Raw genomic sequence first — 24,301 nt, 5'->3', positions numbered from 1 at the left:
GCTTTTTTATCAGTCTTTGTCGCTCGGCGAGGCTATTAAATAAGCGGGTTTTGCCTTGACGGTGGGGGGGAGCATCTTTACAATGCGCCCCCCACTTTTACCCAAGTGGGAAGCGGATCTATTTGTTATAAACCGCTTTCTTAAACCTGCCTTCGTGATGAAGGCGTATATCTATGGAGTTTGTTTTCATGCCAACGATCAATCAATTGATTCGTAAGCCAAGAAAACCCATCGTAGACAAGAGTGACGTTCCAGCTCTGCAAGGTAACCCGCAAAGACGCGGTGTTTGCACTCGCGTGTATACGACTACCCCTAAAAAGCCAAACTCAGCATTGCGTAAAGTGTGCCGCGTTCGTTTGACCAATGGCTTTGAAGTGACCTCGTATATAGGCGGTGAAGGCCATAACCTGCAAGAGCACAGTGTGGTGCTGATTCGTGGCGGTCGTGTTAAAGACTTGCCAGGTGTGCGTTACCACACTGTACGCGGTTCATTGGATACTTCCGGTGTTGCCAAGCGTAGACAGGGTCGCTCTAAGTACGGTGCGAAACGTCCTAAGTAATGGTTGGCGGATGTTATCCGCCGCTTGATTAGGTTGTTGAAGTTTTCGGTTTACTACCGAGTAAGGCCAAGCAAGCTATAAACAATAGGGTTTATAGAGTTGTCTTGGGAAATTCCTGAAGAGAGGCTATTTAAAATGCCAAGAAGACGTGTCGTCGCCAAGCGCGAAACGCTGCCGGATCCAAAATTCGGTAACGTGACTCTGGCGAAATTCATGAACCACGTGATGATCAGTGGTAAAAAATCTGTAGCGGAACGCATTATTTATGGCGCTATGGATATTGTTAAAACCAAATTGAATCGCGACCCTTTAGAGGTTTTCTCTGAGGCTCTCGAAAACATCGCTCCATTGGTTGAGGTTAAGTCTCGCCGTGTGGGTGGTGCTACTTATCAAGTGCCGGTTGAGGTTCGTGCGTCACGTCGCACAGCTTTGGCAATGCGTTGGTTGGTGGATTACTCGCGCAAGCGCGGTGAAAAGTCCATGCCGGCTCGTTTGGCAGGTGAGTTGATGGATGCTGCTCAAGGTAAAGGCGCAGCGGTGAAAAAGCGTGAAGACGTGCACCGTATGGCTGAAGCGAACAAGGCGTTCTCTCATTTCCGCTTCTAAGCGAAAATGGCTTCGATTTATCTGGGTGAAGGTCAAAGGCAGCAAGGCTGCCTTTGCCTTTTTTGAAGAATTCATGATTGAGGAAGCACAGCCGTGGCACGTAAAACTCCCATAGCACGCTACCGCAACATTGGTATTTGTGCGCATGTGGATGCTGGTAAAACCACCACCACTGAGCGCGTTCTTTTTTATACCGGTTTGTCGCATAAGCTCGGCGAAGTGCATGATGGCGCTGCCACCACAGATTGGATGGTGCAGGAGCAGGAGCGTGGTATAACTATTACCTCTGCTGCCATCACTACTTTCTGGAAAGGTATGGCCGGCCAGTTCGAAGAGCATCGCGTCAACGTTATTGATACTCCCGGGCACGTAGATTTTACTATTGAGGTGGAGCGCTCTTTGCGCGTACTCGATGGAGCTGTTGTGGTGCTTTGTGGCTCCTCCGGTGTTCAGCCTCAAACTGAAACTGTATGGCGGCAAGCTAACAAATATGAAGTGCCGCGAATTGTGTTTGTTAATAAAATGGATCGCACGGGGGCTAATTACCTGCGTGTTGTTGAGCAGCTTAAGGCTCGTTTGGGGGCAAATCCTGTTCCTTTGCAAATGACGATTGGCGCCGAGGATGAATTCAAGGGGGTTGTCGATCTTGTGAAGATGCAGGCTATCCTCTGGAATGAGGCTGATCAGGGGATGACTTTCGAATATGAGACTATACCTGCTGGTATGTTGGCTCAGTGCGAAAGTATGCGTGAACAACTGGTTGAAGCTGCTGCAGAGTCTTCTGATGAACTGATGGAAAAGTACCTTGGTGGTGAGGAGTTAACTGAGGCAGAAATCAAGGCTGGTATCCGTGCTCGCACGTTGGCGGGCGAAATTGTTCCGGTTATCGGAGGGTCTGCTTTTAAAAACAAGGGTGTCCAGGCCATGCTGGATGCTGTAATTGAATATCTTCCGTCGCCTACTGAAGTAAAGGCGATTGAAGGGGTTCTTGAGGATGGGGCGACTGTTGCTGAGCGTCATGCCAACGACGACGATCCTTTTTCTGCGTTGGCATTTAAGATTGCGACCGATCCCTTTGTTGGAAGTTTGACTTTTATTCGTGTGTACTCGGGCATGCTGAGCTCCGGGGATGCTGTCTACAACTCTGTCAAGGGGCGTAGGGAGCGTGTTGGGCGTATGGTGCAGATGCACGCTAATCAGCGCTCTGAAATTAAAGAGGTTTTGGCTGGTGATATTGCTGCTGTTATTGGCCTGAAAGATGTCACTACAGGGGATACTCTGTGTGATCAGAATAATATTATTGTTCTTGAACGTATGGATTTTCCTGAGCCGGTAATTCATGTGGCGGTTGAGCCAAAAACTAAGGCTGACCAAGAGAAGATGGGGGTTGCTCTGAGTAAATTGGCTCAGGAGGATCCATCCTTTCGTGTTAAAACTGATGAAGAGACGGGTCAGACGATCATTGGTGGCATGGGTGAATTGCACCTGGACATTATTGTTGATCGTATGCGTCGAGAGTTTGGTGTTGATGCAAATATCGGTAAGCCGCAAGTTGCTTATCGTGAAGCTATTCGCAACAAGTGTGAGATTGAGGGCAAGTTTGTTCGTCAATCTGGTGGCCGTGGTCAGTATGGTCACTGTTGGATTCGTTTCGAGCCAGGTGCGGATGAAAATGCTGAAGGCCTTGAGTTTGTAAACGAAATCGTTGGTGGTGTTGTCCCCAAAGAATATGTACCTGCTATCCAGAAGGGTATTGCTGAACAAATGCAAAATGGCGTTTTGGCTGGCTACCCTCTGCTTGGTCTGAAGGCGACTGTCTTTGATGGTTCTTACCACGACGTTGACTCGTCAGAAATGGCGTTTAAAATCGCGGCGTCTATGGCGACCAAGAAGCTGGCCCAGCAGGGTGGTGCGGTTCTGCTTGAGCCCATCATGAAAGTAGAAGTGGTTACCCCGGAAGAAAACATGGGTGATGTCGTTGGTGATTTAAATCGTCGCCGTGGCATGATCCTCGGTATGGATGAAAGCGTGAGCGGCAAGGTCGTGAATGCTGAAGTCCCGCTGGCGGAAATGTTTGGTTATGCGACCTCGTTGCGCTCAGCAACCCAAGGGCGTGCAACCTACACCATGGAATTCCTGAAGTATCAGGAGGCCTCACGCAATGTCGCTGAAGAGATTATTGCAAAGGGCAAAATGATCCGAGATTACGAATAGTTTGATATTTCATCTTTTGGAGGAATAGAAAAGTGGCTAAAGAAAAGTTTGAACGTAACAAGCCCCACGTCAACGTGGGCACCATTGGTCACGTTGACCACGGTAAAACCACTCTGACTGCAGCCTTGACCAAGGTGTGTGCAGAAAGCTGGGGCGGTGAAGCGGTTGCCTTTGATGGCATCGATAAGGCACCGGAAGAAAAGGCGCGTGGTATTACTATTAATACCTCTCACGTTGAATATGATTCACCCATTCGCCACTATGCGCACGTAGACTGTCCAGGTCACGCCGATTATGTGAAAAACATGATTACCGGTGCTGCTCAGATGGATGGCGCGATTCTGGTGTGTGGTGCGACCGATGGTCCAATGCCGCAAACCCGTGAGCACATCCTGCTGTCTCGTCAGGTTGGTGTACCTTACATCGTAGTATTCCTGAACAAAGCTGACCTGCTGGCGGAAGACTGCGGCGGCGTAGGTACCGATGAATACAACGAAATGCTGGAGTTGGTGGAGATGGAGTTGCGTGAGCTTCTGTCTACCTATGACTTCCCAGGTGATGATACTCCAATCATTGCTGGCTCTGCGTTGATGGCTCTTAACGGTCAAGACGATAACGAACTGGGCACTTCTGCTGTTCGTAAATTGGTTGAGTCTCTGGATGCATACATCCCAGAGCCTGTGCGTGCAATTGATCAGCCATTCCTGATGCCGGTAGAAGATGTGTTCTCTATCTCTGGTCGCGGTACTGTGGTAACTGGTCGTGTAGAGCGCGGTATTGTTAAGGTTGGTGAGGAAATCGCCATCGTTGGTCTGAAAGACACCGTTAAAACTACCTGTACTGGTGTTGAGATGTTCCGCAAGTTGCTCGACGAAGGTCGTGCTGGTGAGAACGTTGGTGTTCTGTTGCGCGGTACCAAGCGTGATGAAGTTGAGCGTGGCCAAGTATTGTGTAAGCCAAACTCTGTAACGCCGCACACCAAGTTTGAATCTGAAGTGTATGTTCTGTCCAAAGAAGAAGGTGGTCGTCATACTCCGTTCTTCAAAGGTTATCGTCCACAGTTCTACTTCCGTACTACTGATGTAACGGGTGCGGTAGAGTTGCCGGAAGGCGTTGAAATGGTTATGCCGGGCGACAACATTAAGATGGTTGTTACCCTGATTCACCCAATCGCGATGGAAGACGGTCTGCGTTTTGCTATCCGTGAAGGTGGTCGTACTGTTGGTGCTGGTGTTGTTGCCAAAATCATTCAGTAATTAATGTGGTCTCATAAAAAGGCGAGCTGAACGGCTCGCCTTTTTATTTGTTGGGGCTGGGGCGTGCAAAAGCAATAATTATTGTTTATTTGTTGACAGGTCAACAACTCGCCCTTAGAATTGCGCCTCCTTTTGCCGGGGTGATTTTTCCCAGCGCACTGGAAGTTCTTTAAACAAACAATTGGAGTTTGGTTCACATGCAGAATCAACGCATTAGAATTCGCCTGAAGGCTTTTGATCACAAGCTAATTGACGCCTCTACCCAAGAGATCGTTGAAACAGCAAAGCGTACAGGTGCTCAAGTGCGCGGTCCGATTCCGCTGCCGACTCGTAAAGAGCGCTTCACTGTATTGATTTCTCCGCACGTAAATAAAGATGCGCGTGATCAATACGAGATTCGTACACACAAGCGTTTGCTGGATATTGTTGAGCCTACTGAAAAAACTGTTGATGCACTTATGAAGCTTGATTTGGCTGCTGGTGTTGAAGTTCAAATTAGTCTCGGCTAAGTAAATGTTTAATGTTCGGGCGCATGTGCGGCCGGACTGTGTAACGCTCTGAAATGGGCGGCCATAGCGGGTAAAAGCCCCGTACACTAAGAGGTTAGTAAAATGACGATTGGTATTGTCGGCCGCAAAAGCGGTATGACTCGTGTATTTACCGATGATGGTGTTTCCATCCCTGTTTCAGTGATTGAGGTAGAGCCTAATCGCGTGACTCAGGTTAAAAGCGTAGAGGCTGATGGTTATTCTGCTGTGCAGGTTACTGTTGGTTCTCGTCGTTCCTCCCGTGTTACCAAATCCGAAGCTGGCCACTTTGCTAAAGCGAATGTTGAAGCAGGTCGTGGTGTTTGGGAGTTGCGTAACGAAGCTCAAGAAGCTTTCGAAGTTGGTGCAACAATTACTGTTGAGGCTTTCTCTGCAGGTCAAATAATTGATGTTACTGGCACATCTAAAGGTAAAGGTTTTGCTGGCGGTATTAAGCGCTGGAATTTCGGTATGCAGGATGCGACTCACGGTAACTCCCGTTCGCACCGTGTACTGGGTTCTATAGGCCAGTGTCAATCTCCAGGTCGCGTATTCAAAGGTAAGAAAATGGCCGGTCATTTGGGTGCTGAGCGCGTAACCGTTCAAAACCTTGAGATCGTTCGTGTCGATGCTGAGCGCAATCTGCTTCTTGTTAAGGGTGCAATTCCTGGTGCTCCAGGTGGCGATGTTATTGTGCGTCCCGCTGTTAAAGCGCGCACTAACGCTTAAGTATCCGAGGGGAATCGACCATGGAATTAAAAATTGTTAGTCCCGGTGGTGCCCAGGGTACAGTTTCTGTATCTGAAGTTGCCTTCGGTAGAGAGTTTAATCAAGACCTGGTTCACCAAACCGTTGTTGCCTATATGGCTGGTGCTCGTCAGGGTACTAAGGCGCAAAAGACTCGCGCTGAAGTGTCTGGTGGTGGCAAAAAGCCTTGGCGTCAAAAGGGTACAGGTCGCGCACGTGCTGGTACTATCCGCAGTCCAATCTGGCGTGGCGGTGGTGCAACATTTGCTGCTAAGCCACGTAACTTCGAACAAAAGCTTAACAAGAAAATGTATCGCGCTGCATTGCAGTGCATCCTGTCTGAATTGAATCGTCAGGAGCGTTTGATTGTGGTTGAGAGTTTCGATGTTGATGCTCCAAAAACTAAATCATTAGTTCAAAAGCTGGCTCAGTTTAATTTAACTGATGCTTTGATCATTACTGAGGAAATGAGTGAAAATTTATTTCTTGCATCGCGTAACCTTTATAAGGTTGGTGTGATTGATGTTCAGGGTGTTGACCCTGTAAGTCTGATCGGTTTTGACAAAGTTGTAGTTACAGTTCCTGCTCTGAAAAAATTTGAGGAGATCCTGGGATGAACCAAGAACGCATTTATAAAGTGTTGCTAGGTCCTGTGGTGTCTGAGAAGTCAGCAGCAGCCGGTGAGACTGGTAATCAAGTGGTTTTCAAAGTATTGGCTGACGCTAATAAGATGGAAATTAAAGCCGCAGTTCAGGCGCTGTTCAATGCAAAAGTTGAATCTGTGCGTGTGCTGAACGTCAAAGGCAAAACCAAGCGTACTCGCTACGGAATCGGTAAAAGATCCGATTGGAAAAAAGCGTATGTGCGTCTTGAGCAAGGTCAAGAAATCGACTTTGCGGTAGCTGAGTAAGGGGAACGTTGATATGCCAATTGTAAAATGTAAACCAACCTCTCCTGGTCGCCGCTTTGTAGTTAAAGTCGTCAATCCGGATCTGTATAAGGGTGACCCTTTTGCTCCACTGTTGGATAAAAAGTCCAAGTCAGGTGGTCGCAATAACGCTGGTCGTATTACTACCCGTCATATTGGTGGTGGTCATAAGCAGCATTATCGTGTGGTCGATTTCCGTCGTAACAAAGATGGTATCCCTGCAACAGTAGAGCGCATTGAATACGATCCAAATCGGACTGCTTACATTGCTCTCGTTTGTTATGCAGATGGCGAGCGTCGCTACATCATCGCACCAAAAGGCTTGAGTGCTGGTGACAAAATTGAGTCGGGTAATGCTGCGGCAATTAAGCCTGGCAATACCTTGCCAATACGTAACATCCCGTTGGGTAGTGTGATTCACTGTGTTGAGTTGAAGCCAGGTAAAGGCGCGCAAATCGCTCGCTCAGCCGGTGCTTCTGCTCAATTGGTCGCACGTGATGGTGCTTATGCAACTCTGCGTCTGCGCAGTGGTGAAATGCGCAAAGTCTTGAGTGATTGTCGTGCAACGCTTGGAGAGGTTTCCAACAATGAGCACAATCTGCGTTCGTTGGGTAAGGCTGGAGCCAAGCGTTGGTTAGGCATTCGTCCTACTGTTCGCGGTGTTGCAATGAACCCGGTCGATCACCCTATGGGTGGTGGTGAGGGTCGTACCTCTGGAGGTCGTCATCCAGTGTCGCCATGGGGTATTCCAACCAAGGGGTACAAAACGCGCAGTAACAAGCGCACCGATAACATGATTGTTCGTCGTCGCGATAAGAAATAAGCGCCGACTTAACAGCTGAATAGAGGAAGAGACAGTGCCACGTTCACTGAAAAAAGGTCCTTTCATCGACCTTCACCTGATTAAGAAGGTCGAGTCCGCGATCGCGAGCAATGATCGTCGTCCAATCAAGACTTGGTCTCGCCGTTCCATGATCATGCCGGAAATGGTGGGTTTAACCTTGGCTGTGCACAACGGGCGTCAGCATGTTCCGGTTCTGGTTAACGAAGAAATGGTTGGCCATAAGCTTGGCGAATTTGCAGCAACCCGCACTTATCGTGGCCATGCCGCTGATAAGAAAGCGAAAAAACGCTAATCGAGGTATACGATGGAAGTAGCAGCAAAATTAAGCGGTGCTCGTCTGTCGGCGCAAAAAGCGCGTTTGGTTGCCGATCAAATTCGCGGTAAAGGCGTTGAAGACGCGCTTGATATTCTTGCATTTAGTACAAAAAAAGGTGCAGCGATTATCAAGAAAGTGCTCGAATCTGCAATTGCAAATGCTGAGCATAACGAAGGCGCTGATGTTGATGAGTTGAAAGTAAAAACGATTTTTGTGGATGAGGGTGTAAGCCTGAAGCGCATTAAACCACGTGCCAAAGGCCGTGCTGATCGTATTACCAAACGCACTTGTCACATCACCGTTAAAGTAGCCGATAAGTAAGAGAGCGCGTTATGGGTCAGAAAGTACATCCAAACGGTATTCGTCTTGGGATCATCAAAAAACATACCTCTATCTGGTATGCCGATGGCACCGAGTACGCAGACAAACTCAACATTGACTTGAAAGTGCGTTCGTACATTCAGGACAAACTTGCTAGTGCGTCAGTTAGCCGCGTTGATATTGAGCGCCCCGCTAATACTGCGCGCATTACTATTCACACTGCTCGTCCGGGTATCGTGATCGGTAAAAAAGGTGAAGATGTTGATAAGTTGCGCGCTGAAGTCAGCAAACAAATGGGCGTGCCTGTTCATATTAATATTGAAGAGATTCGCAAGCCCGATTTGGATGCAGCTTTAGTGGCACAAGGCGTGGCTCAGCAACTTGAGCGCCGTGTAATGTTCCGTCGCGCTATGAAGCGCGCAGTGCAAAACGCTATGCGTCAAGGTGCTGAAGGCATCAAAATCCAAGTGGGTGGCCGCTTGGGTGGTGCTGAGATCGCTCGTAGTGAATGGTATCGCGAAGGTCGTGTACCTCTGCACACTCTGCGTGCAGACATCGACTATGCAACTGCAGAAGCGAGTACCACCTACGGTATCATTGGTGTGAAAGTGTGGATTTTCAAAGGCGAAGTAATCGGTGATGTTGCTGAGACCGAAAACGCGTCCAAGAAAAAAACCGCTAAGTCCAAGTAAGGGGTACGCATCATGTTACAACCTAAGCGTACAAAGTTTCGCAAGCAGATGAAAGGCCGCAATCGCGGCTTGGCCCAGCGTGGCTCCAAGGTTAGCTTTGGTGATTTTGGCTTGAAAGCAACTGGTCGCGGTCGCATTACTGCGCGTCAAATTGAGGCAGCACGTCGTGCGATGACTCGTCATGTTAAGCGTGGCGGTAAAATCTGGATCCGTGTGTTCCCTGATAAGCCGATTACAGCTAAGCCACTCGAGGTTCGTATGGGTAGCGGTAAAGGTGGTGTGGAATACTGGGTAGCGCAAATTCGCCCAGGCAAGGTTCTCTATGAGATGGATGGCGTTAGTGAGCAGCTAGCTCGTGAAGCCTTCGCACTTGCTGCAGCTAAATTGCCAATTACAACAACATTTGTTAAACGTTCGGTGATGTGATGAAAGCTTCAGAACTCCGCGAAAAATCCGTCGAAGAGCTGAATGGCGTCTTGTTGGAACAATTGAAAGAACAGTTCAAATTGCGTATGCAAGCTTCTACTGGCCAATTGAACCAATCGCACTTGTTATCGCAAGTTCGTAAAGACATCGCTCGCATCAAAACGGCGCTTAGTCAAAAGGCAGGTAAGTAACGATGACTCAAGAAACTAAAGTGGCTCGTACACTGACTGGCAAAGTTGTCAGCGACAAGATGGATAAAACCATCACCGTGTTGATTGAGCGTCGTGTTAAGCACGAGCTTTATGGCAAATACTCAACCAAATCATCCAAGCTTCACGCCCACGATGAAAATAATGAGTGCAAGATAGGTGACATAGTGACTGTTTCTGAGTCCCGTCCTCTGTCAAAAACCAAGACCTGGTCTTTAGTAAAAATTGAAGAGCGCGCTTCCGAAGTCTAAAACTTCCGCGTTCTTGTAAGTCAGTTTCGGAGACGGACGATGATTCAAACAGAAAGCTACTTAGATGTTGCTGACAACAGCGGTGCCCGCCGTGTCATGTGCATCAAGGTTCTTGGCGGTTCCCACCGTCGCTATGCAGCCGTGGGTGACATCATCAAGGTGACCGTTAAGGAAGCAATTCCTCGCGGTAAGGTGAAAAAAGGCCAAGTAATGAAGGCAGTTGTTGTACGCACCAAAAAAGGCGTGCGTCGTCAAGACGGTTCATTAATCAAGTTTGACGATAATGCTGCCGTACTGCTGAACAACCAAGATGCTCCGATTGGTACCCGTATTTTCGGACCGGTAACTCGTGAGTTGCGCGGCGAGAAATTTATGAAAATCATTTCTTTGGCTCCAGAAGTGCTGTAAGGCGCTAAGTCAAGTCAAAGAGTCGAGGGCAGATAAATGCGTAAAATTAAACGTGATGACGAAGTGATTGTTATCGCCGGACGTGATAAGGGCAAGCGCGGCAAAGTAGTGCGCGTATTGGCTGAAGATCGTTTGATTGTTAGCGGCGTTAACATGATCAAGAAACACCAAAAGCCAAACCCACAATTGGGTGTTGCTGGTGGAATCGTTGAAAAAGAAGCTGCGATTCACGCTTCTAATGTTGCTATCTATAATCCAGCAACCAAGAAAGCTGACCGCGTTGGTTTCAAAGTGCTTGAAAATGGCGACAAGGTTCGTGTTTTCAAATCCAATGGCGAAACCCTGGGAGCGTAATGAAACATGGCTAGGTTAAAACAACTTTACGTGAAAGAAATCGCTCCAAAACTCAAAGAAGAATTGGGTTTGGCAAACGTGATGGAAGTTCCACGTATTACCAAAATCACCTTGAATATGGGTGTAGGTGAAGCTACTGGCGACAAGAAAATTCTTGAAAACGCTGTAAATGATCTGGTGAAAATTGCTGGTCAGAAAGTGGTTGTTACCAATGCGCGTAAATCAATCGCGGGCTTTAAAATTCGTGATGGTTGGCCAATTGGTTGCAAAGTAACTCTGCGCTCAGATCGTATGTACGAATTTCTTGATCGTTTGATCACTATTGCTATCCCTCGTATCCGCGATTTTCGCGGTATTAGTCCTAAGCAATTTGATGGTCGCGGTAATTTCTCTATGGGCGTAACTGAACAAATTATCTTTCCTGAAATCGACTACGACAAAGTAGATCGTTTACGTGGTTTGGATATCTGTATCACCACTACTGCCCGTACTGACGAAGAAGGTCGTGCATTGTTGAAAGCATTTAACTTCCCTTTCAAAGGTTAAGGTGACGTCATGGCTAAAAAATCTATGATTGCACGCGAAGTTAAACGTGCAGAAACCGTTAAAAAATTTGCTGCCAAGCGTGCAGAATTGAAAGCTATCATTGTTAGCCCTTCATCTTCTGAAGAGCAAGTATGGGAAGCGCAAATCAAGCTGCAAAAAATGCCTCGTGATGCCAGCGCTTCACGTCAGCGTAACCGCTGCCGCGTGACTGGTCGCCCGCACGGTGTTTACCGCAAATTCGGCTTGTGCCGTCACAAGTTGCGTGAAGCGGCCATGCGTGGTGATGTCCCCGGTCTGGTTAAGGCCAGCTGGTAAGCCTCGGCTTAATTTTAGGAGCAGAATCTGATGAGCATGCAAGATCCGATGGCAGATATGCTGACCCGCATTCGCAATGCGCAAAATGTAGGTAAAGCATCTGTAACCATGCCTTCTTCAAAGCTGAAAGTAAGCGTTGCTAAAGTACTTTCTGATGAAGGTTATATTAACGGTTATTCAGTAAGTGAAGGCGCCAAGCAAGAACTGACTGTTGAGCTGAAATATTTTGAGGGCAAGCCAGTAATTGTTGAGCTTGACCGCGTAAGCCGCCCTGGTTTGCGTAATTATGCTGGTAAAACTGCATTACCTTCCGTTCGCGGTGGTTTGGGTATTGCTATTGTCTCTACCAGTAAAGGTGTAATGACTGATCGTGCTGCTCGCGCTGCTGGCGTGGGTGGTGAAGTCCTCTGCACAGTATTCTAATTGGGAAATCGTCATGTCACGAGTTGCAAAAAGTCCGGTTGAAGTGCCCGCTGCAGTGACTATCACTCTTAACGGACAAGATTTGTCTGTTAAAGGCAGCAAAGGTACATTGGCGCTGCAAGTCCACGCAAGTGTAGAAGTTAAACATGAAAACAATGTATTAACTTTTGCTCCGCGTGATGGTGCCAAGCAGTCAGATGCGCTAGCAGGCACCACCCGTGCGCTAGTCAATAATATGGTAAAAGGCGTTAGCCAAGGCTTTGAGAAAAAACTCACTTTGGTTGGTGTTGGTTATCGTGTTAAAGCTGAAGGCAATACTGTAAACCTGTCTTTGGGTTTGTCTCATCCCGTTAACTATGCGCTTCCGCAAGGTGTATCGGTAGAAACCCCAAGCCAGACTGAAATAGTACTGAAAGGTGCTGACAAGCAATTGCTTGGTCAGGTTGCCGCTGAAATCCGTGCATTCCGTGAACCAGAGCCATATAAAGGTAAAGGTGTTCGCTATGCGGATGAAAATGTACTGCGTAAAGAAGCTAAGAAGAAGTAGGGCTAAGATATGAGCGATAAGAAACAAACTCGTCTTCGCCGTGCACGTCGTGCTCGTGCCAAGATTCGTGAATTGGGTGCTGCGCGCCTTACTATTCACCGTTCTCCACGCCATATCTATGCACAACTGATTTCAGGTGATGGCGCTCGCGTTCTTGCAAGCGCCTCAACTCTGGATAAAGATTTGCGCAGTGGTAAAACTGGTAACGCTGAAGCTGCTAAAGCAGTTGGTGCTCTGATTGCTGAGCGTGCAAAAGCAGCAGGTGTCACTCAAGTTGCTTTCGATCGTAGTGGTTTCAAATACCACGGTCGTGTGAAAGCTTTGGCTGATGCCGCACGTGAAGGCGGATTGGAATTCTAAAGGTGAGATATGGCATACGCTAAGAAAGAAGAAGACAACAACGAAGGCTTGCAAGAAAAATTAGTTCAAGTTAATCGTGTTGCTAAAACTGTAAAAGGTGGTCGTATCTTCCAATTTACTGCGTTAACTGTTGTTGGCGATGGTAATGGAAAAGTAGGTTTTGGCCGTGGAAAAGCACGTGAAGTTCCTATTGCGATTCAAAAAGCAATGGAAGCTGCGCGTCGTAACATGATAACTGTCGACTTGAATGGTGACACCATTCAATATCCGACAAAAGGTGTTCATGGTGCTTCCAAGGTTTATATGCAGCCAGCCTCTCAAGGTACTGGTGTAATTGCGGGCGGTGCAATGCGTGCTGTTCTTGAAATTGCAGGCATTCAGAACGTTCTTTCTAAATGTTACGGTTCTACCAATCCTGTCAACGTAGTTCGTGCCACTTTCAACGCCTTGAAAGAAATGACTTCTCCTGAAGCCGTTGCTGCCAAGCGTGGTAAAAGTGTTGAAGATATTCTGAATTAATCGATTGTCTCGATTATTAGATGGCGGAATTCACCATGTCTAAGAAAATGATTAAAGTGACCCAGATCAAGAGCACTGCTCATCGTCTGGCGAACCATAAAGCTTGCGTTCGCGGCTTGGGTTTACGTCGCATCGGTCACACTGTGGAAGTTGAAGATACTCCTTCAGTTCGCGGCATGATCAATGTTGTCAACTATCTTGTTAAGGTAGAGGGAGAATAAGATGCGTCTGAATACTCTAAGTCCAGCGCCTGGTCGAGTGCACGCCAAAAAGCGTGTCGGTCGTGGTATCGGCAGCGGTTTGGGTAAAACTGCTGGTCGTGGTCACAAAGGTTTGAAATCTCGTTCTGGTGGTACGGTAAGACCAGGGTTCGAAGGCGGTCAAATGCCTTTGCATATTCGTTTACCTAAATATGGTTTTACCTCTCGTATTGGTTTGGTAACTGCAGAAATTCGCTTGTCTGAGTTAAATGCTGTTGAGGGTTCAATAGTAGATATTGAAACGCTAAAACAAGCAGGACTCATAAGCTCTGTTATCAAGCGTGCGAAAATTTTTGCTTCTGGTGAAGTGAAAAAAGCTGTCACTGTAAAGGGCCTTTCTGTAAGCAAAGGTGCCAAAGCAGCGATTGAAGCCGCTGGCGGATCAGTAGAAGAGTAACGAGGGTCGAATGGCAACTCCAGGTAATCTGCCATTAGCAAACCAAAGAGGCTTGGGCGAGCTTTGGGCTCGCCTTCGCTTTTTGTTTTTGGCAATCGTGATTTATCGTATTGGCACTCACATCCCAGTGCCGGGTTTAGATCCAGAGAGAATTGCTAATCTGTTTAACCAGAATCAAGGTACTATTTTGGGCATGTTTAACATGTTCTCAGGTGGTGCGCTGGAGCGGATGAGCATTCTTGCTTTAGGTATCATGCCCTATATTTCTGCATCGATTATCATGCAGTTGCTTACGGCAGTTACTCCTTCACTGGAGCAGTTGAAAAAAGAAGGTGACGCCGGTCGTCGTAAAATTAATCAATATACTCGATATTTTACGGTGGTATTGGCCAGTGTCCAAGCTCTTGCAATGGCGGTAAGTTTTTCATCCTATGCTTTTGGCGGTGAACCCGGTTTTTCATATTATTTTATTGCGGTAGTTTCACTAGTTACTGGCGCAGTATTTATGATGTGGCTCGGTGAGCAAGTAACGGAAAGAGGAATAGGAAACGGCATTTCTATGCTGATTTTTGCGGGAATTGTCGCCGGCATCCCAAGTGCGATAGGTCAAGCGTTTGAAAGTGCAAGGCAGGGCGATTTACACATTATCGCTTTGTTAATTGTTACTATCTTGGCTATAGCTGTCATTTGGTTTGTGGTGCGGATCGAGCGTGGTCAGCGTCGTATTACTATTAATTATGCTAAGCGCCAACAAGGACGCCAAGGCTACTCTGCTCAAAGTAGTCATCTCCCATTAAAAATTAACATGGCAGGTGTTATTCCAGCGATTTTTGCTAGCAGCATATTATTGTTTCCTGCATCAATTGCGCAGTGGTTTGGACAAGGTGGCGAGGGTGTGGTAAGCGAGGTGCTACAAGAGCTTGCCCTCAACATTGGCCCCGGGCAACCGTTGTATATTTTATTTTTTGCAGGTCTGATCACGTTCTTCTGCTTCTTTTACACAGCATTGATGTTCAATCCGAAGGAAGTTGCAGATAACTTGAAAAAATCCGGTGCTTATATTCCTGGCATTCGTCCAGGTGAGCATTCGGCTAAATATATTGATGGCGTTCTGACTCGCTTAACTGTAGTTGGAGCTATCTATATGTCGGCAGTTTGCTTGTTGCCTGAGTTCCTTGTAGTTGCCACTGGGGTGCCATTTTATTTAGGTGGAACTTCACTGCTGATTGTTGTGGTAGTGGTAATGGATTTTATGTCTCAGGTTCAGGCTCACTTGATGTCTCATCAGTATGAATCATTGATGAAGAAGTCAAATTTGAAAGGATATGGCAGCGGTAACGCTCGCTAATCCGCAGTATTGATCGGGGTTGAATCATGAAAGTTCGTGCTTCTGTTAAAAAGATTTGTCGCAATTGCAAAATGGTGCGTCGAAACGGTGTTTTGAGAGTAATCTGCAACGTTGAGCCGCGTCACAAACAGCGTCAAGGCTAATTTAATACTTCCAATAAGAAGGCAGGCTATTTTTGTAGCCTGCCTTCTCTTTTGTGTTTGTTTAAGTTGGCAACTGGGGGCGTTGACTGTCGTCAAGTAAGAAATTCTTGGCTATTGCTTTATGGTGTATTAGCGGCTATTCTGCGCGCCTTTTGATCAGGGCGGGGTGGTCCTTATGCCGTCAACGCTGCAACTTTATGTGTTACTGGAGTAAATTGAATGGCTCGTATTGCTGGTGTAAACATACCAGATAACAAGCACGCCGTTATCTCATTGACTTATGTGTATGGGATTGGCCGTACCACAGCAAAGCAAATCTGTGCTGCCACTGGCATTGGTGAAGATGTAAAAATCGGCACTTTGTCTGAAGAGCAAATGGATGCTATCCGTGCTGAGGTTGCTAAGCGCACCGTAGAAGGTGACTTGCGTCGTGTAATATCTATGAATATTAAACGTCTGATGGATTTAGGGTGCTACCGTGGCTTGCGTCATCGTCGTGGTTTGCCTCTTCGTGGTCAGCGTACTAAAACGAATGCTCGCACCCGTAAAGGCCCACGTAAGCCTATTAAGAAGTAATTCTTGCTTACGACTTTCATTAACTTACGGTAACAAATTAGTAGGAAGAAATTGCTATGGCTAAGCCAAGTAATAAAACCACAGCCAAGAAAAAAGTTAAAAAGACGGTAGTTGATGGTGTAGCGCACATCCATGCCTCTTTTAACAATACCATCGTCACTATTACTGATCGTCAAGGCAATGCACTTGCTTGGGCTACATCAGGTGGTTCTGGTTTCCGTGGTTCACGTAAAAGTACACCTTTTGCTGCTCAGGTTGCTGCAGAGCGTGCAGGTGAAGCTGCAAAAGAGTATGGTTTGAAAAACCTCGACGTCGAAGTTAAAGGCCCAGGCCCAGGTCGTGAATCTGCGGTACGTGCACTTAACAATGTTGGTTACAAAATCACTAACATTACTGACGTAACACCGATTCCTCACAACGGCTGTCGTCCGCCGAAGAAACGTCGTGTGTAAGGGGGAGTAAATAATGGCTCGTTATATTGGACCAACTTGTAAGCTGTCTCGCCGTGAAGGTACTGATCTCTTTTTGAAGAGTGGTGCTCGTGCGTTAGACTCAAAATGTAAAATTGAAACTGCTCCAGGTCAACATGGCCAGCGTCGTGGTCGCTTGTCTGACTATGGCGTTCAGTTGCGTGAAAAGCAAAAAGTACGTCGTATCTACGGTATTTTGGAAAAACAATTCCGTGGTTATTACAAAGAAGCTGCTCGCCGTAAGGGGGCAACTGGTGAAAACTTGTTAAAACTTCTGGAAGCTCGTTTGGATAACGTTGTGTACCGTATGGGGTTTGGCTCAACTCGTGCTGAATCACGTCAACTCGTATCTCACAAGGCGATCAGTGTTAATGGTAAAACAGTTAACATTGCCTCATTCCAAGTAGCTGCTGGTGATGTTGTTGCTGTGCGCGAAAAAGCCAAGAAGCAATTACGTGTACAAAATGCTTTAAACCTTGCTGGTCAGCGCAGCAATGTTGAGTGGGTAGATGTTAACAGCGAGAAAAAAGAAGGTGTGTTCAAGCGCGTTCCTGATCGCATCGATTTACCTGCGGACATCAACGAAAACCTCATCGTCGAGCTTTACTCCAAGTAAGGGACGAATTGCTAACAGGTGTGGCTATGCAGACAGCAGTAAACGAATTTTTAACTCCTCGTCATATCGACGTTTCAGAAAATGGCCCTACGCGCGCACGCGTTGTGTTGGAGCCTTTGGAGCGTGGGTTTGGGCATACTTTAGGCAATGCGCTACGCCGTATTTTGCTTTCATCTATGGCCGGTTGCGCCATTACTGAAGTTGAAATTGATGGTGTGTTGCATGAGTACAGTGCTATTGAAGGTGTTCGTGAGGATGTTATTGAAATCCTTCTGAACCTTAAAGGTGTTGCAGTAATCATGCACGGTAAGGATCACGCGGTTCTTACCTTGACCAAAAAAGGCTCTGGCGTTGTTACTGCGGCTGATATTCAGGTTGATCATGATGTGGAGATTAAAAATCCAGATCACGTGATTGCGAATATCACTGGCAACACTGAATTGAAAATGCGCCTGACTATTGCTCGTGGTCGCGGTTATCAGCCTGCTGATAGTCGTCGTCGCGACGATGATGAAAGTCGTGCTATCGGTCGTTTGCAGTTGGATGCTTCTTTCAGCCCTGTTAAGCGTTTGGCTTACAGTGTAGAAAGTGCTCGTGTTGAGCAGCGTACTGACTTGGATAAATTGATTTTGGATCTGGAAACCAACGGTACCATTGATCCTGAAGAAGCTATCCGTCGTGCAGCAACTATCCTGCAACAACAGCTCGCTGTATTTGTTGATCTCGAAGGTGAGAAACAATCAGCACCAGAGCAGAAAGAAGAGGCTATCGACCCAATTCTTCTGCGTCCGGTTGATGATCTTGAGCTTACCGTGCGTTCAGCGAACTGCCTGAAAGCAGAGAATATTTACTACATTGGTGATTTGATCCAGCGTACAGAAGTCGAACTGTTGAAGACTCCAAATTTAGGTAAGAAATCTCTTACTGAAATTAAGGATGTTTTGGCATCTCGCGGTTTGTCGTTGGGTATGCGTTTGGAAAACTGGCCTCCTGCTAGCTTGAGAAACGATTAAGTAAAGATAAAACCACTAGCCACTGATACCTCAGGGGCTGGTGGTGTTTATTATTAGTTCACCCGTGAACTCACTTCGGTGCGGGTGGTTAACGAGATTGCTAGTAGCAGTCCATTTTTGAAGGTAATTCCTCATGCGTCATAAATTAAGTGGTCGTCAGTTAGGCCGTAATGCCTCTCACCGTAAAGCTATGTTTCGTAACATGGTTATTTCATTGGTTGAGCACGAATTAATTAAAACTACTTTGCCAAAAGCAAAAGAACTGCGTCGTTTTGCAGAGCCTCTGATTACTTTGGCTAAAGTGGATAGCGTTGCTAACCGTCGTTTGGCTTTCGCTCGTTTGAACAGTAAAGAAGCTGTAGGTAAGTTGTTTAGTCAGCTCGGCCCACGCTACAACACTCGTCCTGGCGGTTATGTGCGTATTTTAAAATGCGGCTTCCGTGCTGGCGATAAAGCGCCTATGGCTTATGTTGAGTTAGTTGATCGTCCCGCTAAAGAGCTTGAAGCAGCGGTAGACGCTGAATAATTTACACTTTAGTCGATTACATAAAAGGCCAGGCAGAAATGCTTGGCCTTTTTTGTTTCAATTTTAATTGATGGCTTGCCTGCCTATGGTCAATGTCTCACAGAGGTTTCAGCAATTGCCGACTATTTTACTGATGCGAAATCCGTAAAATAGTGATCACAGGGACGCTAACCAAGAAAGGAAATTTTGGTTGGAGGATAGAATTTCAGGACGAATTCGATCCAGGGATGTGAAAAACAGATAAGGCATGATGCCAAGCGATCAAGATGATCGTTTACCCACGCAGGATGCAACGGGGCTTGCAGGATGCAATGCCCCTTTTCTTTTTTTATGCGGTTATTTTCTTCGATACTCTGCCCTTTTTAGTGGTTTGTTTTAGCATTGGGGCAAGAAATCTTCCTGTGTGGGAGTAATCGAGTTGAGCTACTTCTTCCGGAGTACCTGTTGCGATTATTTGACCTCCACCACTTCCTCCTTCCGGGCCTAAATCAACAATCCAGTCTGCGGTTTTAATAACATCCAGATTGTGTTCAATCACAACCACAGTGTTGCCGTGGTCGCGCAAACGGTGCAGCACGTTTAGTAATTGCTGGATATCGTAAAAATGAAGCCCTGTGGTTGGTTCATCCAAAATATAAAGTGTTTTGCCTGTATCGCGTTTGGATAATTCCTTTGCCAATTTCACTCGCTGTGCTTCGCCACCTGAAAGCGTAGTTGCAGATTGTCCAAGACAGATATAGGAAAGCCCGACATCGATCAATGTTTGCAGTTTATTGGCGATAGCGGGGACCGCATCGAAAAACGCACGTGCATCTTCAATTGTCATTCCTAGAACTTCGTTGATATTTTTTCCTTTGTACTTCACGTCGAGCGTTTCGCGATTGTAGCGTTTGCCTTTGCATACATCGCAGGGTACGTAAACATCCGGCAGAAAGTGCATTTCCACTTTGGTCACGCCATCACCCTGACAGGCTTCGCAGCGCCCGCCTTTGACGTTGAAGCTGAAACGGCCCGGTTGATAGCCACGTGAGCGCGATTCCTGGGTGCCTGCAAACAATTCGCGGATAGGCGTGAAAATTCCAGTGTAGGTTGCTGGGTTAGAGCGCGGGGTCCGGCCAATGGGGCTCTGGTCGATATCCACGCACTTATCAAATAGCTCAAGTCCTTCAATGTTGTCGTAGGGTGCCGGATCAAGTGTGGTAGCGCCATTGAGTGCGGTTGCGGCCAGAGGATGAAGCGTTGCGTTAATTAATGTTGATTTTCCAGAACCGGACACGCCAGTAACACAGGTCATGAGCCCCACGGGAATCTCAAGCGTTACATTCTGCAAATTGTTGCCCTTTGCGCCAGTCAGGCGCAGGAGGTTCTTTTTATCAAAAGCGTGGCGTTTTGCGGGTATGGCAATTTCACGGGTACCACTCAGGTATTGGCCGGTAATGGATTCTTTGTTCGCCATGATGGCTTTCACGTTGCCTTGTGCGATGACCTGACCACCATGAACCCCCGCGCCCGGGCCAATATCAATGACGTGGTCTGCAAGGCGGATAGCGTCTTCATCGTGTTCCACCACAATCACGGTGTTACCAATATCGCGCAAATGCGTCAGAGTTTTCAGCAAGCGCTCGTTATCGCGCTGGTGTAGTCCGATGGAGGGTTCGTCGAGGATATACATCACGCCCACCAAGCCCGCACCAATCTGACTGGCGAGACGAATGCGCTGCGCTTCGCCGCCTGACAGTGTTTCTGCACTGCGATTAAGGGTGAGGTAGTTCAGGCCAACATCCACCAGAAAACGGAAGCGGTCGCGTAGCTCTTTCAGGATTTTGTCAGCGATGCCCGCTTTGCGCCCGGTGAAGCTGAGCTTCATGTAGTAGTCATAAGCATCGGCAACGGGCATTTCGGTGATTTTGGGTAGTGGACGCTCGTCGATAAATACGTTGCGCGCCTCTATGCGCAGGCGGGTACCTTCACATTCAGGGCAGGGCTGGCTGGATAAAAATTTGGTCAGATCCTCGCGCACCGAGTTGGATTCGGTGTCGCGATAGCGTCGCTCCATATTGGGGAGTACGCCTTCAAAGGTATGGCTGCGCTTGTATACATCGCCACGGTCGTTAATGTAATTAAACTCGATAACTTCCTCGCCTGAACCATAAAGCACGGCTTCGCGCTGTTTGGCTTTGAGCTTTGCCCAAGGCGTATCGACGTTAAAACCGTAATGTTTGGCGAGCGATGCCAGCATATGGAAGTAATAGACGTTGCGTTTGTCCCAGCCGCGAATTGCTCCTTCGGACAGACTCAGGCTGGTGTCCTGAATGACTTTGTCTTCATCAAAAAATTGATGCACGCCCAAGCCATCGCAGGTTGGACAGGCACCGGCCGGGTTATTGAAAGAGAACAGGCGCGGCTCAAGCTCGGTCAGGCTGTAATCGCAAATAGGGCAGGCATGTTTGGAAGAAAACAGGCGATCAGGAGCCTCGCCATCCATGTAGCTAATACAAGCGATGCCTTCTGATAGGTTAAGTGCAGTCTCAAACGATTCTGCCAAGCGCAGTTTCAAATCGTCGCGCACCTTGAATCGGTCGATAACGACTTCAACGCTGTGTTTCTTTTTCTTGTCGAGTTTAGGTGTATCGTCCAAATCACACAGAATGCCATCGATACGGGCGCGGATAAAACCATCGCGCTTGAGCTGTTCGAACACATGCAAGTGCTCGCCTTTGCGCTCGCGGATCACCGGTGCCAGCAGCATTAATTTGGTGCCTTCACCCAAGGCAAGAGTGGTATCGACCATCTCGCTGATGGTTTGTGCAGTCAGCGGCACGCCATGTTCGGGGCAGCGCGGCTCACCTACGCGAGCATAGAGCAGGCGCAGGTAATCGTAGATTTCGGTGATAGTGCCCACAGTGGAGCGCGGGTTGTGTGAGGTGGATTTTTGCTCGATGGAAATCGCCGGGCTCAAGCCCTCGACGTGATCGACATCGGGTTTTTCCATCATCGATAAAAATTGACGGGCATAAGTGGATAGCGATTCGACATAGCGGCGCTGACCTTCTGCATAGAGCGTATCAAATGCCAGCGATGATTTGCCCGAGCCAGACGGGCCGGTGATGACGACCAGTTTGTCGCGTGGAATGTCGAGATCAATATTCTTCAGGTTGTGGGTGCGCGCACCCCTAACAATAATTTTATCCATGTACTGCAATCCGCCTGGGTCATGAAAATGGACACGAAAGGAAGGTGATTATACGTAAGATACTGCCAGTAGATGTCAGGAGCTGATTTCTATTTGTTTGCCTGCAAACAATCGAGCAGGCGTTTTAACACAATGTTTCGTGTGATTTATAGGTCGTTGGGGGGAGTAGTTGGTACACTGACGCACTTTTACCTAATCCATCCCTTTTCTGCTGATATCGACGGCTGTCCGCCATGCAAGATCCTGTTTCTACATCACCTGTTATGACCACGACCACGCTGGTGCCGTTCGAGCGCAAAGTCGTGCTATCGCTCGCGGCGCTTTACACCTTCCGGATGTTTGGCCTTTTCATGTTGTTGCCGGTGCTTGCACTCTATGGCACCGAATACGCCCATCACAGCCCATTTCTGCTTGGCCTTGCGCTGGGGGCTTACGGGTTTAGCCAAGCATTGTTGCAGATTCCGTTTGGGGTGTTGTCCGACCGTATCGGGCGCAAACCGTTGATTCTCGCAGGCTTGCTGATATTTGTGCTGGGCAGTGTGGTGGCGGCGCTGGCAGATTCCGTATACGGCCTGATTCTCGGCCGGTTTTTGCAAGGCGGTGGCGCTATTTCTGCCGTAGTGATGGCGCTTTTGACCGATCTTACCTCCGATGAAAACCGCACCAAAGCTATGGCTACCATAGGCGCATCTATTGGCGTGTCCTTCTCGGTGGCAATGACCGTCGGCCCTTTGCTGGCAGCTTGGGGCGGTGTGGGGGCGATCTTCTGGTTAACCGCGCTGCTCGGGCTGGTTGGTGTGTATATCCTGCTGAAGTTAGTGCCCGATGTCAGCCATACGCGCAGCCCTGCGCGTGAAGCCGTTGCGGTGCCCGGGCTCTTGGCATCCACACTGAAGCATCCGCAATTGTTGCGCTTGAATGTCGGGATTTTTGTACTGCATTTTGTGCTGATGTCGAGCTTTGTGGTGCTGCCGCTGATGTTGGAAAACCAACTGCAGATTCCGCGCAATTATCATGGATTGATTTACTTTCCGCTGCTTGCGTTCGCGTTTGTGTTGATGTTGCCGTTTGTGATCATCGCTGAGAAACGCCGAAAAATTAAAGGCGTATTCCTGATTGCCGTTGGGTTACTACTTGCAGCTGAATTGGCGCTAACGGTGGTGGGCGATCATTTCATCGCAGCGCTATTGGTGCTGTTTGTTTTTTTTATCGCCTTCAATGTGCTGGAGGCCACCCAGCCCTCGATGGTAAGCAAAATTGCGCCCGCTGGTGCCAAAGGGACGGCGACGGGTATTTACTCGACTTGTCAGGTGCTGGGTGTCTTTAGCGGTGGCGCATTGGGTGGATGGTTACTGCAAGAGCAGGGTGCGCAAGCCGTATTCCTGTTAAACGCGATACTGGTGTTGGTGTGGTTTGCAGTGGCCTGGTCGATGACGCCACCGCAGTTCCTGGCCAGTGTGCTTATCCCGTTGCGCGGACAGGATCACCAGGTACTTGCCGATAAGCTGCGTGCAGTGGATGGCGTAGCGGAAGTGGTGATTGTCGCCTCGGAGAACACGGCTTACCTTAAAGTGGATCAACAGCGCGTGAACCGGAAACAGTTGGCTGCCATCGTAGATGGCGAATAGCGAAAAATGCTAAAGTGCACCGCCCCCGCCAAGGGGAGTAAACAGAAATTTGAAAGCCGCTGACGTATAACAACAGAAGGCGGATACCCGGACAACCAAGAGGAATTCAGTATGGCTCGTGGCATTAACAAAGTAATTTTGATCGGTAATATCGGACAAGACCCGGAAGTAAAATACATGCCCTCCGGCGGCGCTGTCACCAACGTAAGCGTGGCAACTTCCGAGACCTGGAAGGACAAAAATACCGGCCAACCACAAGAGCGTACTGAATGGCATCGCGTGGTGTTTTTTAACCGCTTGGGTGAGATTGCAGGTGAATACCTGAAAAAAGGCTCCAAGGTTTATATTGAAGGTTCATTGCGCACCCGCAAATGGCAAGCGCAAGACGGCAGTGACCGTTACACCACCGAAATTGTGGCCAGCGAAATGCAAATGCTGGATGGCCGTGGCGACAACGCCGGTATGGGCAACAATATGGGCGGTGCCGGTATGGGTGCTGCAGCGATGGCAGGCGGCTTTGACCAGACTCCGCAGTACAACAATGCCCCCGCGCAAGGTGGATACAATCAGGGTGGTGGCTACCAACAAAATCGCGCACCGCAGCAGCCATCCCACAATACTCCTCCACAGCAGCCAGCCGGTTTTGATTCTTTTGATGACGACATTCCCTTCTGATTCGCGTTTTCCAAACGCTTTCAGAAAAACAAAATCACAAACACAGCCACCTTCGGGTGGCTTTGTTTTTTCTGAGTCTGTTTTTTT

General features: G+C 48.0%; 35 protein-coding genes. 34 read left to right on the top strand and 1 reads right to left on the bottom strand.

Going from position 1 to position 24,301, the window contains the following annotated elements:
- The first annotated feature begins 188 nt into the window (after positions 1 to 188).
- From rpsL to rplQ, 32 genes are all read left to right on the top strand, one after another.
- Entirely contained in the window at positions 189 to 560 is a 372-nt protein-coding gene (rpsL, locus tag VC28_RS12420) for a 30S ribosomal protein S12 (protein WP_049632376.1), read from the top strand.
- Between the two features lie 135 nt (positions 561 to 695).
- On the top strand, positions 696 to 1,166 hold the full coding sequence (rpsG, locus tag VC28_RS12415) for a 30S ribosomal protein S7 (protein WP_049630925.1): 471 nt from the start codon (positions 696 to 698) through the stop codon (positions 1,164 to 1,166).
- A gap of 93 nt (positions 1,167 to 1,259) precedes the next feature.
- Positions 1,260 to 3,380, top strand: coding sequence for an elongation factor G (gene fusA / locus VC28_RS12410; protein ID WP_049630924.1), 2,121 nt, complete (start codon positions 1,260 to 1,262; stop codon positions 3,378 to 3,380).
- Between the two features lie 32 nt (positions 3,381 to 3,412).
- Positions 3,413 to 4,636: an elongation factor Tu gene (gene tuf / locus VC28_RS12405; RefSeq protein WP_049630923.1), complete on the top strand. Its 1,224-nt coding sequence runs from the start codon at positions 3,413 to 3,415 to the stop codon at positions 4,634 to 4,636.
- 197 nt (positions 4,637 to 4,833) lie between these two features.
- On the top strand, positions 4,834 to 5,145 hold the full coding sequence (rpsJ, locus tag VC28_RS12400) for a 30S ribosomal protein S10 (RefSeq protein WP_007644456.1): 312 nt from the start codon (positions 4,834 to 4,836) through the stop codon (positions 5,143 to 5,145).
- A gap of 102 nt (positions 5,146 to 5,247) precedes the next feature.
- Positions 5,248 to 5,892 (top strand): 50S ribosomal protein L3, encoded by a 645-nt coding sequence (gene rplC / locus VC28_RS12395; protein WP_049630922.1) that lies wholly within the window; start codon positions 5,248 to 5,250, stop codon positions 5,890 to 5,892.
- A gap of 20 nt (positions 5,893 to 5,912) precedes the next feature.
- Positions 5,913 to 6,527, top strand: coding sequence for a 50S ribosomal protein L4 (gene rplD / locus VC28_RS12390; protein ID WP_049630921.1), 615 nt, complete (start codon positions 5,913 to 5,915; stop codon positions 6,525 to 6,527).
- The gene (rplW, locus tag VC28_RS12385) at positions 6,524 to 6,820 is read left to right on the top strand and encodes a 50S ribosomal protein L23 (RefSeq protein WP_049630920.1); all 297 of its coding nucleotides are present in this window, start codon (positions 6,524 to 6,526) and stop codon (positions 6,818 to 6,820) included. Before rplD ends, rplW begins: the two co-directional genes overlap by 4 nt.
- A gap of 13 nt (positions 6,821 to 6,833) precedes the next feature.
- Complete coding sequence (gene rplB / locus VC28_RS12380) at positions 6,834 to 7,661, top strand: 50S ribosomal protein L2 (protein ID WP_049630919.1); 828 nt, start codon at positions 6,834 to 6,836, stop codon at positions 7,659 to 7,661.
- A 34-nt stretch (positions 7,662 to 7,695) separates the two neighbouring features.
- The gene (rpsS, locus tag VC28_RS12375) at positions 7,696 to 7,974 is read left to right on the top strand and encodes a 30S ribosomal protein S19 (protein WP_049630918.1); all 279 of its coding nucleotides are present in this window, start codon (positions 7,696 to 7,698) and stop codon (positions 7,972 to 7,974) included.
- A 12-nt stretch (positions 7,975 to 7,986) separates the two neighbouring features.
- A complete protein-coding gene (gene rplV / locus VC28_RS12370; protein WP_039912569.1) occupies positions 7,987 to 8,319 on the top strand; it encodes a 50S ribosomal protein L22 in 333 nt (110 codons plus the stop codon).
- Between the two features lie 11 nt (positions 8,320 to 8,330).
- Entirely contained in the window at positions 8,331 to 9,011 is a 681-nt protein-coding gene (gene rpsC, locus VC28_RS12365; RefSeq protein ID WP_049630917.1) for a 30S ribosomal protein S3, read from the top strand.
- A 12-nt stretch (positions 9,012 to 9,023) separates the two neighbouring features.
- Entirely contained in the window at positions 9,024 to 9,437 is a 414-nt protein-coding gene (rplP, locus tag VC28_RS12360) for a 50S ribosomal protein L16 (protein WP_049630916.1), read from the top strand.
- Positions 9,437 to 9,628 (top strand): 50S ribosomal protein L29, encoded by a 192-nt coding sequence (gene rpmC / locus VC28_RS12355; RefSeq protein WP_039912572.1) that lies wholly within the window; start codon positions 9,437 to 9,439, stop codon positions 9,626 to 9,628. Before rplP ends, rpmC begins: the two co-directional genes overlap by 1 nt.
- Positions 9,629 to 9,630: 2 nt before the next feature.
- Entirely contained in the window at positions 9,631 to 9,897 is a 267-nt protein-coding gene (rpsQ, locus tag VC28_RS12350; protein WP_049630915.1) for a 30S ribosomal protein S17, read from the top strand.
- Between the two features lie 39 nt (positions 9,898 to 9,936).
- The gene (gene rplN, locus VC28_RS12345) at positions 9,937 to 10,305 is read left to right on the top strand and encodes a 50S ribosomal protein L14 (protein ID WP_007644480.1); all 369 of its coding nucleotides are present in this window, start codon (positions 9,937 to 9,939) and stop codon (positions 10,303 to 10,305) included.
- 36 nt (positions 10,306 to 10,341) lie between these two features.
- A complete protein-coding gene (gene rplX / locus VC28_RS12340; protein ID WP_049630914.1) occupies positions 10,342 to 10,659 on the top strand; it encodes a 50S ribosomal protein L24 in 318 nt (105 codons plus the stop codon).
- Positions 10,660 to 10,665: 6 nt separating this feature from the next.
- Entirely contained in the window at positions 10,666 to 11,205 is a 540-nt protein-coding gene (gene rplE, locus VC28_RS12335; protein WP_049630913.1) for a 50S ribosomal protein L5, read from the top strand.
- Positions 11,206 to 11,214: 9 nt separating this feature from the next.
- Entirely contained in the window at positions 11,215 to 11,520 is a 306-nt protein-coding gene (gene rpsN, locus VC28_RS12330) for a 30S ribosomal protein S14 (RefSeq protein ID WP_049630912.1), read from the top strand.
- A gap of 30 nt (positions 11,521 to 11,550) precedes the next feature.
- On the top strand, positions 11,551 to 11,943 hold the full coding sequence (rpsH, locus tag VC28_RS12325) for a 30S ribosomal protein S8 (protein WP_049630911.1): 393 nt from the start codon (positions 11,551 to 11,553) through the stop codon (positions 11,941 to 11,943).
- A gap of 13 nt (positions 11,944 to 11,956) precedes the next feature.
- Positions 11,957 to 12,490, top strand: coding sequence for a 50S ribosomal protein L6 (rplF, locus tag VC28_RS12320; RefSeq protein WP_049630910.1), 534 nt, complete (start codon positions 11,957 to 11,959; stop codon positions 12,488 to 12,490).
- A gap of 9 nt (positions 12,491 to 12,499) precedes the next feature.
- Positions 12,500 to 12,850 (top strand): 50S ribosomal protein L18, encoded by a 351-nt coding sequence (gene rplR / locus VC28_RS12315; protein WP_049630909.1) that lies wholly within the window; start codon positions 12,500 to 12,502, stop codon positions 12,848 to 12,850.
- Between the two features lie 9 nt (positions 12,851 to 12,859).
- Positions 12,860 to 13,369, top strand: coding sequence for a 30S ribosomal protein S5 (rpsE, locus tag VC28_RS12310; protein WP_049630908.1), 510 nt, complete (start codon positions 12,860 to 12,862; stop codon positions 13,367 to 13,369).
- A 35-nt stretch (positions 13,370 to 13,404) separates the two neighbouring features.
- The gene (gene rpmD, locus VC28_RS12305; protein WP_049630907.1) at positions 13,405 to 13,590 is read left to right on the top strand and encodes a 50S ribosomal protein L30; all 186 of its coding nucleotides are present in this window, start codon (positions 13,405 to 13,407) and stop codon (positions 13,588 to 13,590) included.
- A gap of 1 nt (position 13,591) precedes the next feature.
- Positions 13,592 to 14,026, top strand: a complete 435-nt coding sequence (gene rplO / locus VC28_RS12300; RefSeq protein ID WP_049630906.1) for a 50S ribosomal protein L15 — start codon at positions 13,592 to 13,594, stop codon at positions 14,024 to 14,026.
- A gap of 10 nt (positions 14,027 to 14,036) precedes the next feature.
- On the top strand, positions 14,037 to 15,374 hold the full coding sequence (gene secY, locus VC28_RS12295) for a preprotein translocase subunit SecY (protein WP_049630905.1): 1,338 nt from the start codon (positions 14,037 to 14,039) through the stop codon (positions 15,372 to 15,374).
- A 26-nt stretch (positions 15,375 to 15,400) separates the two neighbouring features.
- Complete coding sequence (gene rpmJ, locus VC28_RS19580) at positions 15,401 to 15,517, top strand: 50S ribosomal protein L36 (protein WP_039912586.1); 117 nt, start codon at positions 15,401 to 15,403, stop codon at positions 15,515 to 15,517.
- Between the two features lie 219 nt (positions 15,518 to 15,736).
- Entirely contained in the window at positions 15,737 to 16,093 is a 357-nt protein-coding gene (gene rpsM, locus VC28_RS12290) for a 30S ribosomal protein S13 (protein WP_049630904.1), read from the top strand.
- A 56-nt stretch (positions 16,094 to 16,149) separates the two neighbouring features.
- Positions 16,150 to 16,545 (top strand): 30S ribosomal protein S11, encoded by a 396-nt coding sequence (rpsK, locus tag VC28_RS12285; protein ID WP_049630903.1) that lies wholly within the window; start codon positions 16,150 to 16,152, stop codon positions 16,543 to 16,545.
- A 13-nt stretch (positions 16,546 to 16,558) separates the two neighbouring features.
- Positions 16,559 to 17,179 carry a 30S ribosomal protein S4 gene (gene rpsD / locus VC28_RS12280; protein WP_049630902.1) on the top strand — a complete coding sequence of 207 codons (621 nt, stop codon included), beginning with the start codon at positions 16,559 to 16,561 and terminating at the stop codon, positions 17,177 to 17,179.
- 26 nt (positions 17,180 to 17,205) lie between these two features.
- Positions 17,206 to 18,192: a DNA-directed RNA polymerase subunit alpha gene (gene rpoA / locus VC28_RS12275; protein WP_049630901.1), complete on the top strand. Its 987-nt coding sequence runs from the start codon at positions 17,206 to 17,208 to the stop codon at positions 18,190 to 18,192.
- 133 nt (positions 18,193 to 18,325) lie between these two features.
- Positions 18,326 to 18,718, top strand: coding sequence for a 50S ribosomal protein L17 (gene rplQ / locus VC28_RS12270; protein WP_049630900.1), 393 nt, complete (start codon positions 18,326 to 18,328; stop codon positions 18,716 to 18,718).
- A gap of 328 nt (positions 18,719 to 19,046) precedes the next feature.
- On the opposite strand, the gene uvrA is transcribed toward rplQ, so the two are convergent.
- Positions 19,047 to 21,911 carry an excinuclease ABC subunit UvrA gene (gene uvrA / locus VC28_RS12265; RefSeq protein ID WP_049630899.1) on the bottom strand — a complete coding sequence of 955 codons (2,865 nt, stop codon included), beginning with the start codon at positions 21,909 to 21,911 and terminating at the stop codon, positions 19,047 to 19,049.
- A 233-nt stretch (positions 21,912 to 22,144) separates the two neighbouring features.
- On the opposite strand from uvrA, the gene VC28_RS12260 reads away from it, so the two are divergent.
- Complete coding sequence (locus tag VC28_RS12260; protein WP_197085524.1) at positions 22,145 to 23,539, top strand: MFS transporter; 1,395 nt, start codon at positions 22,145 to 22,147, stop codon at positions 23,537 to 23,539.
- Positions 23,540 to 23,650: 111 nt separating this feature from the next.
- Entirely contained in the window at positions 23,651 to 24,214 is a 564-nt protein-coding gene (ssb, locus tag VC28_RS12255) for a single-stranded DNA-binding protein (RefSeq protein ID WP_049630898.1), read from the top strand.
- Positions 24,215 to 24,301: the final 87 nt, after the last annotated feature.

Source organism: Cellvibrio sp. pealriver (assembly GCF_001183545.1).
Classification (GTDB): domain Bacteria; phylum Pseudomonadota; class Gammaproteobacteria; order Pseudomonadales; family Cellvibrionaceae; genus Cellvibrio.
Note: the sequence above shows the minus strand (reverse complement) of the source record. Positions and strands in the feature narration are given on the sequence as shown.

What these genes read in the sequence shown, in the direction of transcription:
- rpsQ (WP_049630915.1), top strand. Translation starts at nt 9,631, where the DNA reads ATGACTCAAGAAACTAAAGTGGCTCGTACACTGACTGGCAAAGTTGTC.
- rplF (WP_049630910.1), top strand. Translation starts at nt 11,957, where the DNA reads ATGTCACGAGTTGCAAAAAGTCCGGTTGAAGTGCCCGCTGCAGTGACT.
- rpsC (WP_049630917.1), top strand. Translation starts at nt 8,331, where the DNA reads ATGGGTCAGAAAGTACATCCAAACGGTATTCGTCTTGGGATCATCAAA.
- rplE (WP_049630913.1), top strand. Translation starts at nt 10,666, where the DNA reads ATGGCTAGGTTAAAACAACTTTACGTGAAAGAAATCGCTCCAAAACTC.
- rplW (WP_049630920.1), top strand. Translation starts at nt 6,524, where the DNA reads ATGAACCAAGAACGCATTTATAAAGTGTTGCTAGGTCCTGTGGTGTCT.
- rplN (WP_007644480.1), top strand. Translation starts at nt 9,937, where the DNA reads ATGATTCAAACAGAAAGCTACTTAGATGTTGCTGACAACAGCGGTGCC.
- rpsG (WP_049630925.1), top strand. Translation starts at nt 696, where the DNA reads ATGCCAAGAAGACGTGTCGTCGCCAAGCGCGAAACGCTGCCGGATCCA.
- uvrA (WP_049630899.1), bottom strand. Translation starts at nt 21,911, where the DNA reads ATGGATAAAATTATTGTTAGGGGTGCGCGCACCCACAACCTGAAGAAT.
- secY (WP_049630905.1), top strand. Translation starts at nt 14,037, where the DNA reads ATGGCAACTCCAGGTAATCTGCCATTAGCAAACCAAAGAGGCTTGGGC.
- rpmD (WP_049630907.1), top strand. Translation starts at nt 13,405, where the DNA reads ATGTCTAAGAAAATGATTAAAGTGACCCAGATCAAGAGCACTGCTCAT.
- rplC (WP_049630922.1), top strand. Translation starts at nt 5,248, where the DNA reads ATGACGATTGGTATTGTCGGCCGCAAAAGCGGTATGACTCGTGTATTT.
- rplO (WP_049630906.1), top strand. Translation starts at nt 13,592, where the DNA reads ATGCGTCTGAATACTCTAAGTCCAGCGCCTGGTCGAGTGCACGCCAAA.
- rplP (WP_049630916.1), top strand. Translation starts at nt 9,024, where the DNA reads ATGTTACAACCTAAGCGTACAAAGTTTCGCAAGCAGATGAAAGGCCGC.
- rpsD (WP_049630902.1), top strand. Translation starts at nt 16,559, where the DNA reads ATGGCTCGTTATATTGGACCAACTTGTAAGCTGTCTCGCCGTGAAGGT.
- rpoA (WP_049630901.1), top strand. Translation starts at nt 17,206, where the DNA reads ATGCAGACAGCAGTAAACGAATTTTTAACTCCTCGTCATATCGACGTT.
- rpsN (WP_049630912.1), top strand. Translation starts at nt 11,215, where the DNA reads ATGGCTAAAAAATCTATGATTGCACGCGAAGTTAAACGTGCAGAAACC.
- rpsJ (WP_007644456.1), top strand. Translation starts at nt 4,834, where the DNA reads ATGCAGAATCAACGCATTAGAATTCGCCTGAAGGCTTTTGATCACAAG.
- rpsL (WP_049632376.1), top strand. Translation starts at nt 189, where the DNA reads ATGCCAACGATCAATCAATTGATTCGTAAGCCAAGAAAACCCATCGTA.
- rpmC (WP_039912572.1), top strand. Translation starts at nt 9,437, where the DNA reads ATGAAAGCTTCAGAACTCCGCGAAAAATCCGTCGAAGAGCTGAATGGC.
- rpsK (WP_049630903.1), top strand. Translation starts at nt 16,150, where the DNA reads ATGGCTAAGCCAAGTAATAAAACCACAGCCAAGAAAAAAGTTAAAAAG.
- rplB (WP_049630919.1), top strand. Translation starts at nt 6,834, where the DNA reads ATGCCAATTGTAAAATGTAAACCAACCTCTCCTGGTCGCCGCTTTGTA.
- rplD (WP_049630921.1), top strand. Translation starts at nt 5,913, where the DNA reads ATGGAATTAAAAATTGTTAGTCCCGGTGGTGCCCAGGGTACAGTTTCT.
- rpsH (WP_049630911.1), top strand. Translation starts at nt 11,551, where the DNA reads ATGAGCATGCAAGATCCGATGGCAGATATGCTGACCCGCATTCGCAAT.
- rplR (WP_049630909.1), top strand. Translation starts at nt 12,500, where the DNA reads ATGAGCGATAAGAAACAAACTCGTCTTCGCCGTGCACGTCGTGCTCGT.
- rpsE (WP_049630908.1), top strand. Translation starts at nt 12,860, where the DNA reads ATGGCATACGCTAAGAAAGAAGAAGACAACAACGAAGGCTTGCAAGAA.
- rplV (WP_039912569.1), top strand. Translation starts at nt 7,987, where the DNA reads ATGGAAGTAGCAGCAAAATTAAGCGGTGCTCGTCTGTCGGCGCAAAAA.
- rpmJ (WP_039912586.1), top strand. Translation starts at nt 15,401, where the DNA reads ATGAAAGTTCGTGCTTCTGTTAAAAAGATTTGTCGCAATTGCAAAATG.
- rpsM (WP_049630904.1), top strand. Translation starts at nt 15,737, where the DNA reads ATGGCTCGTATTGCTGGTGTAAACATACCAGATAACAAGCACGCCGTT.
- VC28_RS12260 (WP_197085524.1), top strand. Translation starts at nt 22,145, where the DNA reads ATGCAAGATCCTGTTTCTACATCACCTGTTATGACCACGACCACGCTG.
- ssb (WP_049630898.1), top strand. Translation starts at nt 23,651, where the DNA reads ATGGCTCGTGGCATTAACAAAGTAATTTTGATCGGTAATATCGGACAA.
- rplQ (WP_049630900.1), top strand. Translation starts at nt 18,326, where the DNA reads ATGCGTCATAAATTAAGTGGTCGTCAGTTAGGCCGTAATGCCTCTCAC.
- rplX (WP_049630914.1), top strand. Translation starts at nt 10,342, where the DNA reads ATGCGTAAAATTAAACGTGATGACGAAGTGATTGTTATCGCCGGACGT.